The sequence below is a fragment of the Pleomorphochaeta caudata genome (assembly GCF_055395745.1).
Window position 1 is genome coordinate 2,924,055 of record NZ_AP042458.1, and the last position, 18,667, is coordinate 2,942,721.

General features: G+C 28.7%; 19 protein-coding genes. 8 read left to right on the plus strand and 11 right to left on the minus strand.

Going from position 1 to position 18,667, the window contains the following annotated elements; genetic code table 11:
* Window positions 1-34: 34 nt before the first annotated feature.
* Window positions 35-1,351, minus strand: coding sequence for a fucose isomerase (locus ACZ5RS_RS13420; protein WP_464636285.1), 1,317 nt, complete (start codon window positions 1,349-1,351; stop codon window positions 35-37).
* Window positions 1,352-1,470: 119 nt separating this feature from the next.
* Entirely contained in the window at window positions 1,471-2,628 is a 1,158-nt protein-coding gene (locus tag ACZ5RS_RS13425) for an ROK family protein (protein WP_464636286.1), read from the minus strand.
* Between the two features lie 179 nt (window positions 2,629-2,807).
* Between ACZ5RS_RS13425 and ACZ5RS_RS13430 the strand changes: the two genes are divergently transcribed.
* The 6 genes from ACZ5RS_RS13430 to ACZ5RS_RS13455 are packed head-to-tail and all read left to right on the plus strand — an operon-like array spanning window position 2,808 to window position 7,673.
* Window positions 2,808-3,638 (plus strand): transketolase, encoded by an 831-nt coding sequence (locus ACZ5RS_RS13430; RefSeq protein ID WP_464636288.1) that lies wholly within the window; start codon window positions 2,808-2,810, stop codon window positions 3,636-3,638.
* Between the two features lie 3 nt (window positions 3,639-3,641).
* On the plus strand, window positions 3,642-4,565 hold the full coding sequence (locus ACZ5RS_RS13435; RefSeq protein ID WP_464636289.1) for a transketolase family protein: 924 nt from the start codon (window positions 3,642-3,644) through the stop codon (window positions 4,563-4,565).
* A 19-nt stretch (window positions 4,566-4,584) separates the two neighbouring features.
* Window positions 4,585-5,055: an RpiB/LacA/LacB family sugar-phosphate isomerase gene (locus ACZ5RS_RS13440; protein ID WP_464636291.1), complete on the plus strand. Its 471-nt coding sequence runs from the start codon at window positions 4,585-4,587 to the stop codon at window positions 5,053-5,055.
* Window positions 5,055-6,233, plus strand: a complete 1,179-nt coding sequence (locus ACZ5RS_RS13445) for an iron-containing alcohol dehydrogenase (RefSeq protein WP_464636293.1) — start codon at window positions 5,055-5,057, stop codon at window positions 6,231-6,233. The genes ACZ5RS_RS13440 and ACZ5RS_RS13445 overlap by 1 nt, the downstream gene beginning before the upstream one ends.
* Window positions 6,227-6,979: a sulfite exporter TauE/SafE family protein gene (locus ACZ5RS_RS13450; protein WP_464636294.1), complete on the plus strand. Its 753-nt coding sequence runs from the start codon at window positions 6,227-6,229 to the stop codon at window positions 6,977-6,979. The genes ACZ5RS_RS13445 and ACZ5RS_RS13450 overlap by 7 nt, the downstream gene beginning before the upstream one ends.
* Window positions 6,980-6,989: 10 nt before the next feature.
* Entirely contained in the window at window positions 6,990-7,673 is a 684-nt protein-coding gene (locus ACZ5RS_RS13455) for a DUF4867 family protein (RefSeq protein WP_464636296.1), read from the plus strand.
* 39 nt (window positions 7,674-7,712) lie between these two features.
* On the opposite strand, the gene ACZ5RS_RS13460 is transcribed toward ACZ5RS_RS13455, so the two are convergent.
* From ACZ5RS_RS13460 to ACZ5RS_RS13495, 8 genes are all read right to left on the minus strand, one after another.
* The gene (locus tag ACZ5RS_RS13460) at window positions 7,713-8,519 is read right to left on the minus strand and encodes a glycerophosphodiester phosphodiesterase (RefSeq protein ID WP_464636298.1); all 807 of its coding nucleotides are present in this window, start codon (window positions 8,517-8,519) and stop codon (window positions 7,713-7,715) included.
* A gap of 96 nt (window positions 8,520-8,615) precedes the next feature.
* Window positions 8,616-9,110 carry an N-acetyltransferase family protein gene (locus tag ACZ5RS_RS13465; RefSeq protein WP_464636299.1) on the minus strand — a complete coding sequence of 165 codons (495 nt, stop codon included), beginning with the start codon at window positions 9,108-9,110 and terminating at the stop codon, window positions 8,616-8,618.
* Window positions 9,111-9,236: 126 nt separating this feature from the next.
* Window positions 9,237-10,199 (minus strand): Gfo/Idh/MocA family protein, encoded by a 963-nt coding sequence (locus ACZ5RS_RS13470; protein ID WP_464636301.1) that lies wholly within the window; start codon window positions 10,197-10,199, stop codon window positions 9,237-9,239.
* Between the two features lie 12 nt (window positions 10,200-10,211).
* Complete coding sequence (locus ACZ5RS_RS13475; protein ID WP_464636303.1) at window positions 10,212-11,126, minus strand: sugar phosphate isomerase/epimerase family protein; 915 nt, start codon at window positions 11,124-11,126, stop codon at window positions 10,212-10,214.
* On the minus strand, window positions 11,126-12,163 hold the full coding sequence (locus ACZ5RS_RS13480) for a Gfo/Idh/MocA family protein (protein ID WP_464636304.1): 1,038 nt from the start codon (window positions 12,161-12,163) through the stop codon (window positions 11,126-11,128). The genes ACZ5RS_RS13475 and ACZ5RS_RS13480 overlap by 1 nt, the downstream gene beginning before the upstream one ends.
* Window positions 12,164-12,178: 15 nt before the next feature.
* Window positions 12,179-13,225 (minus strand): ABC transporter permease, encoded by a 1,047-nt coding sequence (locus ACZ5RS_RS13485; RefSeq protein WP_464636305.1) that lies wholly within the window; start codon window positions 13,223-13,225, stop codon window positions 12,179-12,181.
* A 13-nt stretch (window positions 13,226-13,238) separates the two neighbouring features.
* Entirely contained in the window at window positions 13,239-14,726 is a 1,488-nt protein-coding gene (locus tag ACZ5RS_RS13490) for a sugar ABC transporter ATP-binding protein (RefSeq protein ID WP_464636307.1), read from the minus strand.
* Between the two features lie 65 nt (window positions 14,727-14,791).
* The gene (locus tag ACZ5RS_RS13495; protein WP_464636309.1) at window positions 14,792-15,739 is read right to left on the minus strand and encodes an ABC transporter substrate-binding protein; all 948 of its coding nucleotides are present in this window, start codon (window positions 15,737-15,739) and stop codon (window positions 14,792-14,794) included.
* A 199-nt stretch (window positions 15,740-15,938) separates the two neighbouring features.
* Between ACZ5RS_RS13495 and ACZ5RS_RS13500 the strand changes: the two genes are divergently transcribed.
* Both ACZ5RS_RS13500 and ACZ5RS_RS13505 read left to right on the plus strand, forming a co-directional pair.
* Window positions 15,939-16,955 (plus strand): LacI family DNA-binding transcriptional regulator, encoded by a 1,017-nt coding sequence (locus ACZ5RS_RS13500; RefSeq protein WP_464636311.1) that lies wholly within the window; start codon window positions 15,939-15,941, stop codon window positions 16,953-16,955.
* Between the two features lie 10 nt (window positions 16,956-16,965).
* Window positions 16,966-17,778 (plus strand): sugar phosphate isomerase/epimerase family protein, encoded by an 813-nt coding sequence (locus tag ACZ5RS_RS13505; protein WP_464636312.1) that lies wholly within the window; start codon window positions 16,966-16,968, stop codon window positions 17,776-17,778.
* 51 nt (window positions 17,779-17,829) lie between these two features.
* Here the strand turns inward: ACZ5RS_RS13505 and ACZ5RS_RS13510 are convergent, their stop codons facing one another.
* The gene (locus ACZ5RS_RS13510) at window positions 17,830-18,558 is read right to left on the minus strand and encodes an RNA methyltransferase (protein WP_464636314.1); all 729 of its coding nucleotides are present in this window, start codon (window positions 18,556-18,558) and stop codon (window positions 17,830-17,832) included.
* Between the last annotated feature and the right edge of the window lie 109 nt (window positions 18,559-18,667).

The window sequence follows — 18,667 nt, forward strand, 5'->3', positions numbered from 1 at the left end:
TCAACTATGTTATATATAAGTATGGAGTAAAGATTTACTCAAAGATTTCCCAACCTTTTAATTTAGCTACAATTCTTAAAGGTTTTAAGAATGAACCATAAACTACACTACTATGATGGGCAAAACCATTATCTACAATAATGTCTAAGACAGCTTTAACAGGTCTATCAAATTTAGCTTTTAAATAAGTTCCTTTTAATAATTTTTCCATTGGTATAGCTTTAGCATCTTGAATAAACATTCTGTATTTACCTCTTGCTGAATCAAGACGTAAAACAGATACATCACCACTTTTTAATACAAAGTCAGCAGTAACCCCTTTTCCACCAGCAAAATAAGTATCTAAGGATCTATTACAAACACCATCCCATAAATTACATGGAGCTACTCCACAATGCCAGAAAAGAGCAAAATCTTCTTCAAAATCTACTTGAGAAAAATCAAATAAGAAAGGAGTCTCCCCTCCAAGTGCTTTATGTGCAATTTGAGATAAAGATCCATCAATATCTCCTTCACAAGTAAAGATTTTATCTTCACTTTGTAAGATACTCATTGCAGCACAAGGACTTATTCCAAAATCTCTAGCAAATTCAGGCCAACATCTAATTGCTAATGCATTTAAATTATTGTCTAGATAAAATTTATTAAGTTTTGCGCTAAGTAATGCAACTTTATCAACTTGATATTCAGTAATTGAAGATGTATCAAACAAACTAGTTACTTGTTTTTTCCTATCTTCAACTTCATTTTCATCAACTTCTAAATTAATTACATCTGATAATTCAAAATGATCTACTATAGCACCTGTATTATCAAAAACATGATTATCTTGAACACCTACATTGAAAAAACCATCTGCTCTAAAACCTAATATTCCGATATGACTATTTTTTAAAGCTCTAATAACTCTTAGTGCATCAATCCAATCTTGATCTATATTACTATCAATACAAACTTGATAATCATCAAATCCACTTTTATATAAATTTGAAGCATTTAAATTAACACCACAAACACTATTTAATCTAATTTTTCCACCATTATATGGTAATTCTGGAAGTCCCCATAATAAGAATGGAATATCACAATGTCTTTTTATTAATAAAGGCAAATGGCCAAGATGGAAAGTACCACTTATACAAACAACTCCATCTAAATTACTAGAAGCAAATTTTAAGCCAGCTGCTTCACCTTCCTCTTTTTCTATTACAAGATCTTCTATTACTGTCCATTCAACATTTTCAATCTTTTTTACATCATTTAAAATATTTTTGTATAATTCTGCTGCAGCATGATAATCGTAGGTTTTCCTAGCTAAACACACTATTCCCAAAGATACTTTTTGTTTCATAAAATCCTTCTTGTTTATTTTATTTCTTACTGAAAGTAAACAATAAAAATATTAATAAGTCAACAATTATTTTCCAAATTTTAATAAATGAAATAAAATGTTGACTTTATGCTTTTTAATTAATTACTGAAATAATGCTTCATTAAAATCTCTACAGCACCTTTTTGAGTCATGATAGATTCATATTCTTTACCATAGATTTTTACATCTGAAATTACCCCATCTTCAACCAATTTATCGACTCTTTTTCTAATTAATTTAGTTAATTCTTTTGCGATAATATCACTTGAACATTCAATTAGAATAGTCGAAGGAGTTAATAATATTTTTATATTTCTAATCCCTACAGATAAATACTGTGCTGCTTTATCTAAAATTGCTAAAGCTTTAGGATCTTTATTTTTAACCTTATCTTCTAATGAAGAAAAGATTGGAGTATTAGGATTACTATCTAATTCTAGAACATAAGCTTGTAAACAACCTCTACCTTTACAAGTACAAACAGGACCATCAAGGCTTATTGGAATATGACCAGTTTCTAAGGTAACTTTATCAGGGGTTATATATATACCATTTTCAGATACCAAGGCTCCATTAACACCTCTTCTTAATAAGAAAGAAAATAAACCTTTTTCATCTTTATAATTACCATATAAATATTCACCATAAGCTAGAGCAGAACAGTTATTATGTATAATTACAAATAAGTCTAATTCTTTCTCTAAAACTTCAGATAAAGGATAATGATTTAGTCCTTTAATGCGTGGATAATCAATTACCATACCATTATCAATATCAACACAACCAGGAGCAGCTACAGATACCCCAATAATCTTTTCTTTATCAATTTCATGCTCTTCAATTAATGAATTAATGTTTTTTACAATCATACTAATTACTTGTGTTATATCTAATTCTTCATTGATTGATAGAGATATTGAAGCAATTCTTTTAAGCTTAAAGTTAAAAAGACCTATAAGAATTACACCAGCCCAAAATTCTACAGCTATAGAATATAGACTTGATTCATTTACAGTATATAGTAAAGGTTTTCTACCTTTTTTACCTTCTTCTTTTACTTCTTTTTTAATAGGTTGAATTAAATCACGGTTTTCTAATTCAGAAAAAATTCTAAATAAAGTAGGGGCTTTCAATCCTGTTAAATTAACTAAAGAAGACTGGGAAATCCCCTCTTCTCTGCATTTATAAATCTCTGATAAAACTAAATTTATATTATGTGTTCGAATATCACTGGCCCTCATAACATTTTTAACCATTATATATCTCCTATAATAAGCGTATATTCTTATTATTAACATAAAATTGATAGTTTAGAAAGTATTTTTACTTACTTTCATAAATAAAGTTATTAAATAAATAAATTTTCTCTTTACAAATCTTCTTTTTGTATTTATTATTTTCATAAAGAAAGTAATAGTAATAAAGGTAGGATAACATGATTACTAAAACTGAGCTTCTTGAGTTAAACAAGCAAGCCAACAACGTAAGAATCAAAACATTAGAGACCATTGCTAACTTAGGCGTTGGTCATGTAGGTGGTTCTTTATCTGTAATAGAAGTTTTAACCCTATTATATTTTAAAGAAATGAATATTGATCCCAAAAATCCCAAAATGGTAGGTAGAGATTTATTAGTATTATCAAAAGGACACTCTGGTCCTGCTCTATATTCCACACTTGCATTAAAAGGATTTTTCCCTCTTGAATGGTTAAATACTTTAAATAAAGGTGGAACAAACCTCCCCTCACATTGTGATAGGACTAAAACCCCTGGTATTGATATGACAACAGGAAGTTTAGGACAAGGTTTATCAGCAGCTTGCGGAATGGCTTTAGCTTGTAGAATTGACAATCTTGATAATTATACCTATGCAATTATTGGTGATGGAGAGAGTGATGAAGGACAAAACTGGGAAGCCGCAATGTTTGCATCACAATTTAAATTAAACAAATTAATAGCATTTACAGATTATAATAAACTACAACTTGATGGAACTACTGAATCTATTATGGATTTAGGAGACATTGAAGGGAAATGGAGAAGTTTTGGCTGGAATGTTTATAGATGTGATGGACACAACATTAGTGAAATTGAAAGCAAAGTAGAATTAGCTAAATTATCAAATAATAAACCTAATATGATCATTTTAGATACAGTAAAAGGTAAAGGTGCTGCTTTTGCTGAAAATAAGCTTACAAACCACAATATGGTAGTATCTCAAGAAGTTGCTAAAGAAGCAATTGATGAACTAAAGAAGGAGCTTTAACTTATGGATATGCGTCAAATATACTGCAATACTTTAATTGAAGCAGCTAAAACAAATGATAAAATTATGGTAGTAGAAGCTGATTTAATGAATGCTACTGGTACAGGTCCTTTTAAAAAAGCCTACCCTAATCGTTTTGTAGATGTAGGTGTTGCTGAAGCAAACCTTGTTGGAGTTAGTGCAGGTTTATCAAATATGGGAAAAATTCCCTTTGCTGCAACATTCGGATGCTTTGCCAGCAGAAGAACCTTTGACCAATTCTTCTTATCAGCAAATTATGCAAAATTAAATGTTAAATTAGTTGGAACAGACCCTGGTGTTAGTGCCGCTTTCAATGGAGGTACTCATATGCCTTTCGAAGATATTGGAATAATGAATACTGTTCCAAATTTAGTAATTTGTGAACCTTGTGATTCAGTTAGCTTAGAAAAAACTGTTTATAATTTAATTGATCATTATGGCTCTTCATATATGAGATTACACAGAAAAGGTGAATCTACAATATATGATAAGGATGAAAAATTCGAAATTGGAAAAGCAAAAGTACTAAAAGATGGAACTGATGTAACAATAGTAGCTTTAGGTTTTATCATGGTTCCAGAAGCTTTAAAAGCAGCAAAAATGCTAGAAAAAGATGGAATTAGTGCTGCAGTAATTGATCCAGTTTGTGTAAAACCTTTAGATAACGAATTAATTTTAAAATATGCAGCAAAAACTAATCATATTATTAGTGCTGAAAATCATCAAGTTAATTCAGGATTAGGTAGTATTATTGCAAACTTATTGGCAAAAGAGAGACCTACAAAAATGAGAATGGTAGGAATTAATGAAGAATTTGGACAAGTTGGAACTTTAGATTATCTAAAAGGATATTATAAGCTAACTGCTGAAGAAATTTATAAACAAGCTAAAGAAATATTAAAATAAATTAGGAGAGAGGATAATAATGAAAATTGCAATGGCTAGTGATTTAAGTGGTTTTGAATTAAAAACCGCAATTAAAGAATTTTTAATCGAAAAAGGTTATGAAGTTTTAGATTTTGGGATTGAAGATAAAGATCATCCAAAACCTTATTTTGAACAAGCACCAAAAGTTGCTAAAGCAATACAAAACAAAGAAGCTGATAAAGGAATCTTAGTTTGTGGAACAGGTCAAGGAATGGCTATCGTAGCAAACAAACACAAAGGAATATATGCTTGTGTTGTTGATTCTGTATTCAGCGGAGAAAGAGCAAAAATTGTTAACCAAGCTAATGTTATTACTCTTGGTGGTTGGATTACTGCTCCATTTATTGCAACTGAAATTGTTGAAGGTTGGTTAAACAGAAGCTTCTGTGAAAAAATGGAATTCAAAAAAGATTTCCTAACTAATGCTTTTAATAATGTAGTAGAAATCGAAAAGGAGAATTTCAAATAATGAAAGATATCTCAAAAAGGAATTTATTAAACAATCCTGTAAAGATTGTTCAAGTTGATTCTTTAAGTGCTTCTTCTTTATTAAAAGAATGCTTAGACTTAGCTCCTTCTTTAAAGCATATAACATTTATTGTTGATAATGCTCCTATTGAAGCAAAAAATAAACTTCTAAAGGATATAAAAAAAATTGCTAATGTCACAGTGTTAGATAAGGTACAACCTAATCCTAGAACTAGTGATATAAAAGATATGGCAGAAAAAATAGAGTTTACCTCAATTATTGTTGGTATCGGCGGTGGTTCTGTAATGGACAGTGCAAAAGCCTTATCAATGTTAATGACTAATGGAGGTGAACTTGAGGACTATTTATCAAATAATCCAAAAAGAAAGATAGAAAAAGAGAGTCTTCCATTAATATTAATTCCAACAACAGCTGGAACAGGATCTGAGATGACTAAAGTTGGAGTATATACTTCCCTTTCCGGAAGGAAATATACTTTAGGTTCTCCTTTGATGCATGCAAAAAAGGCTATTTTAAATACTGAATATATTTTAAATATGCCACCTGCATTAATTGCATCTACAGGAGCTGATGCACTCGATCATGCTTTAGAAACAATTTGGAATAAAAATGCTAATGATGAGACTAGAAAACTAGCTATTGAGGTATCAATAGATATAATTTCTAACTTATTAAAAATGTATAATGGTGCAAAAAACAAAAACCAAAACATTGATTATTGTAGAAATATGCTATTAGCCTCTTCTATGGCTGGAGCTACTTTTAGTACAACAGGGACTGCAGCAGGACATGCTTTATCCTTTATTTTAAGTGAAGATTATCACATCCCTCACGGTAGTGCTTGTGCATTTACATTACTTGATATTTTCAAAATGTCATTATCTTTAGAAAATGTTAGAAAACCTTTGGCAGAAATTGCAAAAGCCTTTTTTGATGATAAAGAAGAAGATGTATTAATTTCAAAATTATATGACAAATTAGAACAAATGTTCAGTGATATGGCTCTTCCAACTAATTTCAAAGAATTAGGTGTTGAAATTAGTCCAGAAGATATTGATTCACATTTCTCTAGAGCTTTTGAAGATCCAAAAATGTGGAATCAAATACCAAAAGCAACTAAAGAAAATATTTATCCATTCTTGGTGGCAAAATGTTAAATCTTATTCTAAGTGGATTTGTAGTTCTTATAACTCATGCACTCGAAGCTATAACTGGCTTTGGGTGCACTGTTATAGCAGTTCCTTTCGTAACTGCCCTACTTGGGTTAAAACAAGGAATTATGATTGTTACAATATTAGCTTGGCTTTTAGCCTTATATATTGTTGTAACTAATCTAAAATATGTAAAAATCAAACATACTTTATTAATTTTAGCACTTATGATTCCAACTCTTCCAATAGGTATGTATATTTTTAGATATGTAAATGCTGATTTATTTAAAAAAGGTCTTGCTGTATTTATCGTCTTTGTAGCAATTTTAAATCTTTATAAATTATTAAAGACTAAAGCTGAAAATGAAGATATAAATGCTCCATTATCAAAAAGAGATAAAATAACATCAGTTATAGCATTATTAGTTGGTGGTGTTGTTCATGGAGCAATATCTAGTGGTGGACCATTAGTAGTAATTTATGCAACAAAAGCACTAAAAGATAAGAAAGAATTTAGAGCAACCTTATGTTCTGTTTGGCTTACTCTAAATACAATTATCATAGGTTCTTATTTCATTAACAACCCTGGATTTACATATACTACTTTTACAAATACTCTATCTCAAATACCATTTTTAATTGTGGGAATTATTGTAGGAGAAATAGTACATAATAAAGTAAATGCAAGAACTTTTTCAATTATTGTATTTTCACTTTTACTATTAACTGGTATATTTATGTTTGCACTTTAGGAGATTAAAAATGGAGAAACAAAACAATAAATTGATGCAACTAATAAAACTTAATCCATCATTAAATATAACAAGTGTTAATGATTCTAGTTTTGAAAAATATGGTAAAATTCTTAATTTAAATTGTGAAAAAGATTTAATTAAAAAAATGGAAGAAGACACAGAAATCCCTCAAACAGGTAATGTGTATGTACCATATGTAAGAAACTGGGAAAACGAAAACATTATAAATGAATTATCACAATACTATGAAGAGAAAATTGAACTTGGATATTGTAATGGTCAAAATGTAATGTTAAATGCTCTTGAATGGCATAATTGTAATGAAATTGATGTTTTTGCAGCTGATGCTCTATTATTTTTAGCCAAGACCCAAGATCTAGAAAACTATCAACTTAATTCTAATCAAATAAAAGCTTTTTTTGTTGAAAAAGGTACTAGTGTATTATTATATAATGACACATTGCATTTTTCTCCATGCAAAACAGAAAAAACAGGCTTTAAAACTATGATTATTTTAAGTGATCAAACCAATACAGACCTTGAAGAAAATACAACAAAACCAGAAAACTACTTGGATTCACTACTTCTTAAGAAGAATAAATATATTATTTGTCATAAAGAAGCAGAAAATCTAACTAAGCAAGGCGTCAAAGCGAATATAATTGGAGAAAATTTTTGTTTAAACATTTAATATAAATTTACAGTCTCAGAAATGAGACTGTAAATATTTTTATATAATGTTTAATCTTTTTGCGACTTTAATTACAGTGGTCGGATCATCAGTCATAATGGAATCAACTCCTAACTTAAATAATCTTTCCATTTCCATTTCATCATTGATTGTCCAAACCATTATTATTGCCCCTCTTTCATGCATCATTTTTATAAAACGTGGAGTAATAACTTTAATAATACCTTGAGCTACAGGAACTTGGAATATAATTTTCCTATCTGCTAATTTCTTAGGTAATATATTTAATTTTTGTTTTAATAATAAAGGAATAACTTCTTTTGTAGTAACACTAGTTAAAATATCTGGAGCTTTTTCTCTAATTGCTTGAAGATTACTTAAATGAAAAGATGCACAACAAACTCTATCTTCAGCATTGTGTTTTCTAACAATTTTTATAAATTCATCAACAATTTTCAAATCATTAGTTTTTAGATCAATATTAAATCTCTGATTTGGACATTTCTCTAATGCTTCTTCTAGAGTACAAAGTTTTACACCTTTTCCTCTAAATGGAAAAGTCTTCCCTTCATCTTTAGTAAAAGTATATCCAGCATCAAATTCTAATAACTCAGATAAAACATGATCCTCAATTCTTCCACTACCATTTGTATTTCTATCTAAAGTCTCATCATGCCAGATAACTACAATATTATCTTTTGATAAATGAACATCTGTCTCTATTACATCAATATTCATTTTAACAGCAGAAGTAAATGCCTCAATAGTATTTTCAGGGAAATGTTTACTATCCCCTCTATGCGCAATTACTCTGGGCATAGGATTCAAAAAGCTTTCATTAATCATATTTTAACACTCCATTATTTAAACATTTTATTATTAAAAAACTAAATTAACAAGCAATTAATTAATTATACTTTATTATAAAAAGTATAATAAAAATTAAAAATTGGATAAAAATTCTGTTAATTCATCATTTTCTAATCTTAATAAGCGTCTATCATTCAGCCTTTTTGCACCAAGAGAATTATAAAAGATTAAACCTTTTTCATTTTTATCTAAACAAGTCCATTCTAATCTATCTAAACCATTTTCTTTTGCAATTTTAGCAAGCTCTTTAAATATTAACTTACCATAACCTTTATTTCGATGCTCTTCTTCGATAAATAAATCTTCAAGATATAAACTAGGTTTACAATTGAAAGTTGAAAAAAGATATAAATAAAGAGCAATTCCAATTTCTTTACCATCTTTTACTAAGAATATTACTTCAGCTGAATTTTTATCAAACATCCATTTAGTAAAAATTTCTTCATCAATTTTCACCTCATCACTCATCTTTACATAATCAGCTAAAGCTTTTACAAAATATATTACTAGTTTAACATCTTTCTTCTCAGCTTTTCTAAAAGAAATTTGATCCTTATTTGTACTCATAACGCCTCCCAACAACTTAATTAAGATCTATTTTGTATTAATTCTAATTTAATTTATACAAAAAAAACTAGTAGTTTAAAGTTTTAATTCAAACTACTAGCCTTTTTTTAAAACAAAAGAGGTAAATTAAAATTTATTTAATAATTTTAATACAGATAGAACCTGTTCATTTATTACAATATCTGAGGGTTTATTATTCTCAAAATTATTAACAAAATTCGAAAGTTCATTATAAAACCAACCAGTAGGAGGAAGATTAGTTGATGTTGGAATTACTACTTCATCACTGATATCATACTCAATTATATCTCCATCTTTGGGATAAGCTTTTAAAGAATTACCATCAAAAACCATAACAGCATTTTCAAAAACTACTCTCCAATTATTTGTAAATGGCATAGTAGAATTATACCAAGAAGCTTGAGATAGGATTTGAAAGTTATCATAAAAATATGTAAATCTATAGAATTCACTATAGCCAATATTTTCTCTTCCATTTTTATATAATTGATAATCTTTAGGATTACCAAAAATACTAATAATTAAATCTAAATCATGGATATGCAAATCAAACGGAACTAAACCACTCTTACTTTTATCTTTTAGCCAATCATTTTGAATCCAAGAAGGATATGAAGATAATCTATTAAATTGAGCATCTAAAACTTTTCCAAATCTTAAATCTTCAACAGCTTCTTTTAGCTTTTGTGTTTCTTTTGCAAATCTAACAACTTGGCCTACATATACAAAACAATTTTGTTTCTTTGCAAAATCAAATAATTCTTGTGCCCTATCAGGTTTTAAGGTAAATGGCTTTTCACAAATAACGGACTTACTATTCAATAAAGCTTTTTTTACTAAATCATAGTGAGTAAAAGTTGGAGTGGTAACATCAACAATATCAAAAGATTCACTGTTTATAGCATCATCTAAACTTTCATAAAACTTTAGATTTCTTTTTTTAGCAACAGATTTATCTATTTCACTCTTTCCAACCAAAGCCACTACTTGAGCATTTTCTATGTAGTTATAATTATCTAAATGGACATTAGACATACCACCTGCACCTACAACTACAATTTTTACCATTTTATATCTCCCTTAAATCACAAATTGATTTAAATAATTCTTTGTAAGCTTCAATGAAGCTAATTTATCATCTAATGATTTTTCAAAAGCTCTATCTTCTACTTCCACACAAGCATAACCATTATAACCAATATCTGTTAAAGCAGATACAAATTTAGACCAGTTAACATCACCTAAACCAGGGATTTTAGGTAGCATATAATCTAGAGGATAAGCTAATACACCAACTTCTTTTAATTTATCTTTTAAAATTTTTATATCTTTAAAGTGTATATGGAACATCTTATCTTTAAATTCATAGATAGGAGAAATATAATCCATTTGTTGCCAAATAAAATGTGAAGGATCAAAATTAATACCAAAATATGGGCTATCAATTATTTCAAATAGTTTTCTCCAAATCACAACTGAAGTAAACATATTCTGTCCTCCCGGCCATTGACCTAAATCAAATAACATTGGACAATTTTCAATTGCAACCTTAACCTTGTTTTCACTTGCAAAATCAATAATTGAAGGCCATTCTTTTTTAAATTCTTCAATATTTTCTTCTATTGTTTTAAATTGGTCTCGCCCAATAAAAGTAGTTACTAAATTAATATCTAGTAAGGCACTTGCTTTAATAACTTTTTTTAGATGATTTAAATTATATTTTCTTTTTTCCAAATCTCCATCTAAATTATTGGGATAAAAAGCTAAGGAAGAAATTTCAACTTCATTTTTCAAACAAATATCTTTAATTTCTTTAATATTATCATCATCTAAATTATCTACATCTATGTGACAAACTCCTGCATATCTTCTTTCACTCTCGCCTTTTGGCCAACAAGCTACTTCAACACAGCTATACCCTAAATCATGAACACTCTCTATCATTTCTTCAAATTCTAATTCATCAAAAATTGCACTTACTATACCTAATTTCATTATTCTTCGACCTCAATTCTCTTTTCTAATTTACTACTATCAATACTTGCAAATACAGCTTTCATAGCTGCTAAAACACTTTCACTAGATATCAAAGGTTCTTTATCTTCAACAACACATTCAACAAAAGCATCAATTATACCTGATTTTGTTTGATTATCATTAGTTTGAATTTGATCAATATCATAATAGATTTTTTCTCCATTAATTAATTGAGCAACTATAGAATGATTTGGATTATCATAAATTCTTAAACAACCTTTATCTCCATAAATAATTGTTGAATTATCTTCATCTCCATACATTGTCCAACTTGCATGCATTGTTCCAATTATTCCATTTTCCATCTCATAAATACAGAAAGCATTATCATCAATTTCAATTAAGTTTCCTGTAGCATCTTTTTTATCTAAAGTAACTAACTTAGCTGTAACTGCAGAAATTTTTGTTGATAATAAAAATTGAATTAGATCAGTTTTATGTATGCCCAAATCAGCCATAGCACCCATAACTGCTTTATCTTTATTAAAGAACCAAACATTCTTACCTGGATCAACACTCCAGGTTTCTGGGCCCTTATGCCCAAAAGTAGTTCTAAATGAAATTACTCTACCAATTAGACCTTTTTCTATTAAAGCTTTTGCATAACTATGAGCTTTTGCTAGTCTTTGGTTTTGACCAATCATTAACTTCTTATTTGTTTCTTTTGAAACAGCTACCATTGCTTTACATTCTGCTAAACTTGTAGCCATTGGCTTTTCACATAAAACATGTTTGCCTTCTCTTAAAGCCTTTATACTCATTGAAGCATGATAGTTATTAGGAACACAAATACTTACTGCATCTATTTTACTATCATGAAGTAACTCATCGATACTTACATAATATTTTACATCATATTTTTTAGCTAATTCTGCAGCTCTTTCTTGATTATAATCATATAACCCAATTAATTTAACATCTTTATTATCTAAATATTCTGGGATATGCCTTATTTGAGCAATTTTCCCACAACCAATAATTCCAATACCTATCATGTTGTCTTCTCCTATTTAATCTTCTTCTTTTTTCTGCAATAAAACAGCACAAATTACTATAACACCCTTAAATGCTTCTCTTAAGAATGGAGGAACACCTAATAAATTCAACAAGTTATTCATAACAGAAATAATTAGAACCCCTAAGATAGTGCCACCTATTGTACCTCTACCTCCACTCATACTTGTTCCACCAACAATTACAGCAGAGATTGCGTCCATTTCATAACCAGCACCTGCATTAGCATAGTCCATTGCTCCAATTCTACTTACTTGTAAAACAGCAGCAATAGCTACTAAGAATCCCATTAATGCATAAACAAATAATTTTACCTTTTTAACATTAATACCACTTAAAGCAGCAGCTCTTTCATTAGATCCAACAGCATAAACATGTTTACCAAAGGCTGTTCTTTTAGAAACTAAATTCAAAATATATGCAATTATTATCCAATAAATAATTGGCATAATCATCAGATTAAAGACTTCTACAGAAGCAATCTGTAAAAAAGGCTTTGGAACTTGAGGATTATTACCTTGCATAAATTGTTGAGTTACGGATCTAAAGATTTTCATAGTACCTAAAGTTGCAATAAATGGGGGCAATTTACCATAGGTGATTATTACCCCTGTAAAAGACCCAAGTAAAAAACCAACTAACAAACTAAGAATTATTGCAATTATATAGGCAGGAACACCAACAATACCAATTGAAGAGAGAACGCCACCTGAAACATTAATAAAAACCATTAAGAATGCACCAATTGCGACTAATGCTGAACCAACAGCTAAATCAATTCCCCCAGAAATTATTACAAAAGTCATTCCTAAAGATATAATACCAATATTTGAATTGTTTCTTAAAATGTTAATCCAGTTTCTTCCCCATCTTAACAACCAAAAACCAAAACCATCACTAAAATCAAAACCAAGGGCTAAAGTTTGTAAAATAATCATTACAAATAAAGCAACAGCTGTACTAAAAGTTGAACTTTCTTTCCAAGATTTTTTAAAATATGAAATAAAAGATTTTTCACTTCTTTTTTTTATTTTATTTTCCACCTACAACTCCTAATTATAATTGGCCACCTGTTGCCAAATGCATTATATTGTGTTCGCTCATAGTTTCATTTTCTACAATACCATTAATTTTTCCATGATATAAAACATATGATTTTCTACATAAGCGAATTATCTCATTAGCCTCACTAGATAAAACAACTATAGCAACACCTTCTTTAGCTAATTTAAGGATAATATCGTAAATTTCTTCTTTTGCTCCAACATCAACACCTTGTGTTGGATTGTCCAAAATTAATATTTTGGGATTTGTTGATAACCACTTAGCTAGAACAACTTTCTGTTGATTACCCCCAGATAAACTATTGATTGGATCACTATATTTTTCCATCTTAATATGAAGTTTATCAATATTGTCTTTAAATGTAGAAATTTGCCTCTTAGAATCAATCAACAAATTTTTCTTCATTTTACTTATAGTTGCCAATGTTCCATTATCTAAAATGTTTAAATCTTTAACGATTCCATTTTCTTTTCTATTTCTTGGAACATAGCCTATTCCTAAATTTACAGCCTGTCCTGTAGATAAAATTCTCTCATTCTTTCCATCAACAAAGATTTTACCTTGATAGTTTTTCTTAAAAGCACCAAATATTGTTTGAAAAAGCTCTGTTCTACCATCACCTAATAAACCTGTTACTCCTAGAATTTCACCTTGATGTAATTCTAAAGAAATATTTTTGTAATAATTTTCACAACTAAGATTTTCTATTTTTAAGATTTCTTTACCGTATTCATCATCATTGGTTAGAATATGATCTCTAACTTCATGGCCTACCATCATTTTTGCTATTTCTTTGGTTGAAACACTAGAAACTTTTCCTTCATTTACTAATATTCCATCACGCAAAACTGAATAAGTATCACAAATTTCCATTACCTCATTTAATTTATGAGAAATAAAAATCATTCCAACTCCCTGAGTTTTTAAACTTTTCATCAAATCAAAAACTCTCTCTATTTCAGAATCAGTTAAACTAGAAGTTGGTTCATCCATGATTATTATCTTAGCATCCATCATTAAAGCTTTAGCAATTTCTACAATTTGCTTATACGATGCATCTAAAGTTCTAACCATCTGTTTAGGATTAAGGGAGATATTCATTCTCTTAAATACTTCATTAGTTTTTTTAATCATGAGATTAGTATCTAATAAATGATTTTTTGTTTTTAATTCTCTATTTATGAACATATTTTCATAAATATTTAAATCATTTATTAAATTTAATTCTTGATGTATAAATGCAATTTTTGCATCAATAGCATCTGAAGGTTTAGAGAAAAAAACCTGATTATCATCTATAAATACTTCACCAGAATTTGCAGGAAGAACTCCACCTAAAATATTCATTAAAGTAGATTTTCCAGCTCCATTTTCACCTAATAGTGCACAAATTTCACCACTTTGAACTGAGAAGTTAACATTCTTCAAAACATTATTTGATCCAAATGATTTATAGATACTTTTCATTTGTATCTTCATATATAAAATCCTATAAATAACTAGATAAGGTATAAAAATACCTTACCTAGCTTTTTTCTAATTTTTTAGTATGGGCTATTAGCGTCTAAGTAATCTTTGTAATTTGATCTATCTACAATTGTTGTAGGAATAATTTTTACAGGATCAACTTTTTCACCTTTTAATACACTTAGACCCATATCGATTGCATCTCTTACCATTGCTGGTGAATAAAGAGCACTTTGGATATAAATATCATTATCTTCTGGCATCATATTGAAATATTCTTGGCATCCACCACCACCGGTGATAACTTTAATGTCATTTCTCTTTGCTTCTTTAATAGCTTGGATAGCACCAATACTTGTTTCATCATCCATTGAATAAACTGCATCAATGTGTTTAACAGATGTTAAAATATCAGCCATATCTTTTAAGCCAGCTTCTCTAGTAAATTGAGTTGCATAAGTTAAAACAGTCATGTTAGGAGCAATTTCTTTAATTGTATCTACAAAACCTTTCTTTCTTAATTCTGAAACAGAACCTGAAGTTGGAACTTCTAACATTACAACTGTTGCATCTTTACCAACTTTGTCAACGATATATTTTGCACCTTGTACACCCATATCTTCGTTGTCACCAGAAACTCTGTATACGCCTTCTACATCAATTAAAATATCAAAGTTTACAACTACAACACCATCATCAATTGCTCTTTCAATTGGAACCTCCATACCTGTCCATTGTGGGAAAGCAACGATTAAGTCAGCGCCCCAAAGCATTAAGTCATCTAATTGTGTTGTCATTTCTTCACCATTTGAAGAAGTGTATAGTTTATAATCAATTTCATCAGCTAATTCTTTACATCTGTTTTCTGCATTATAAGCAACAGCAGCAACCCAACCATGTGTTACAGCAGGAGCTAATATACCAACTTTATATTTAGATGGACCTGCAGCCTCCTGTTGACCATTAGCGAAAACACTTGTTAGTGAAATTGTTAAAACTAATAGACTTATTAAAACCTTTTTCATAAAAAAGACCTCCTCTTTAAGCTTTTTTTTCAGTTAAATACATTTTGAAAAAAAGTCAAGAGAATTTCAATTTACCATTTTATTTCCTATTTTTTGTAAAATTTTCTCTATATATTCCATTTATTTTCAAAACTTTATGAAAAACTTTCATAAAAAATTTAATTCTTTACTTTTGTGTAAAACCATATAAACTATAAACATGAATAAAAAAGCCACCTATGAAAAAATATCAGAGAAATCACAGGTATCTATTGCAACTATAAGTCGGGTAATGAATAATCCTTTTTCTGTAAAAAACGAAACTCGCCAAAAAGTTATTAATGCAATGCAAGAACTTGGAATGGATTGTTCCAATATCGACAATAGGAAAAAGATTGATAAAAACCTAATTATATTTAATATTCCATCATTAAATAATCCATTTTATTCTGAGATTATAGCTGGGGCTAAAGACTGTGCTTTTAGAAATAGATACAGTCTTTTAATTAGTGAAGAAATTATAAAAGAAAGAACTATTAATAATTTTATTGATATGTTAAAAACCTCTAATGCTGCAGGATTAATTACTACTAATATTATTCCAACCAACCTATTAGAAAAAATAAATCAAGTTATTCCTATAGTACAATGCTGTGAATATAATGATACATTAAATCTTCCATATGTAAGTATTAATGATGTTCAAGCTAGCAAAAATGTTGTTGATTATTTACTTTCTTTAGGAAGAAGAAAAATAGCACTATTAAATGGACCATTAAAATATAAATATGCTAGAGAAAGATTAATTGGCTATCAACAAGCCTTAAATATTGCAAACATTCCTTTAGATTATGATTTAATCTGTGAAATTCCAGAAATTAATTATGATATTGCTTCCGCAACATGTTATCAATTATTAAATAGTCAAAATAGACCTGATGCAATATTTGCAGTAAGTGATATTTATGCTATAGCTGCAATTAAAGCAATAAAACAAACAAAATTACATGTACCCAAAGATATTGCTGTTGTGGGCTTTGATAATATACCTCTAACTTATATGACTACCCCTACCATAACTACAGTAAATCAACCAAAATACCAACTTGGGATATATAGTTGCTCTATGCTAATTCAACATATTAACAAAGAAGTTAGTCCTATGAAATCTATGAGATTAGAGACAGAAATAGTAATTAGAGAATCTACTGCAAACTGGTTAAACAAAAACATTTAAGGAGATAATAATGAATCACATTATATTAGTTAATACAAATACTTTTCACGGATTTACAATTGAAGAAGCTTTGCCCTTAATAAAAAAAGCTGGATTTAAATATATAGAATTAACTGCTACTAAAGGTTGGACTGAGCATGTTTTTCCTACCCAGAGTTTTGAATATCTATCAAAAATAAAAGCTTTAATTGAAGAGTTAGGATTAACTGTTATTGGTTTTAGTGGACACACGTCCTTGATGGATCAAAATAGATTAAAGGATTTTATATTAAACATGGAATTAGCTAATTTCTTTAATGCAAAATATATTGTTAGTTCCATTGGTGAAGCTCATATAAAAAATGATAATACATCATCAAATAATCAGCTAATTGAAAATCTAAAATATTTAATTCCTTATTTACAAAAATATAATTTAGAACTTGCTCTTGAAACACATGGAACTGAATTTCCAGATGGAGAGAGTTTAAATAAAATTGTAAATGCTGTTAATTCAGATTTAATAAAAATTAATTTAGATACTGCAAATGTTTTATTTTATGGAAATAAACTTCCAGAAGAGGATTTACTAACTTGTGTTGATAATGTTTCTTATATGCATATAAAGGACAAAGGGGGAAAAACTAATGAATGGAATTTCCCAGCAATTGGTAAAGGTTATATTAATTTTGAAAAAATATTCGATATTTTAAATAAAAAAAGTAACAATTGTCCATTAAGTATAGAAATTGAATTCACAGAAAAAGGAGTTAGTGATATAACAGAGGTATATCAAGCTTTAAAAGACTCTTACGATGCTTTACATAAGCTAAAAATGATATAATAATTTATCTTATTAGACGTTATAGCAAAATGATTTCTTTTAATCATTTTGCTATTTTTTATATTTAACTATCTTTTCAATTTTTGAAAAAAGTTTATCTAATCTTTTTATTTCACTTTCAGTTAAACTTGCTCTTTCGTATATATCTTCTAATAAAGAAGTTGTCCAAACTCTATCCAAATCTTGTTTAAAATATTGAATATTATCTAAGTTCTCTATACTTTGCTTTACACTTTTCTTTATTCGTTTTTTGGTAACAGGAGTATTTTCAACAGGCCAAGGTTTTAACTCATCATAAAGAGAATAAGTAATTATTTGTACCGCTTGAGATAAATTTAAAGACGGAAATTCATCACTAGTTGGAATTGTAACGATTTGAGAACATTCATTTACTTCCGAGTCTGTTAAACCTCTATCCTCTCGTCCAAATACAATTGATACAATACCTTCTCCCATTTTTGAAACCTTTTCACTTAACTGTTGGGGATTTAAATAATCAGCTTTTCTAAACTTACCCCTACGTCTTGTAGCACCTATGCTATATATACTATCTTCTAAGGCCTTATCTAAAGAGTCAAAAAAGGTTGCATTTTCATAAATATCATAAGCATGAATTGCTAATGTTTTTACTCTAGCAGCATCATAATCTCTAGTTGAAACTATTGCCAATTTTTTTATGCCCATTGTTTTCATTGCTCTACAAACACTACCAATATTTGCAGCATCTTGAGTATCTACTAATACAATTTGTATTCTATTTAGATTATCTTTTTTATCCATAGTTAATTAATAACAGAAGTTAAAAATTTTTAATAGTTTTTTATATTTTTTTTTACTTTTATTATAAAAAAAGAATCCCAGAATTATTATTATAACTCTGGGAATATAA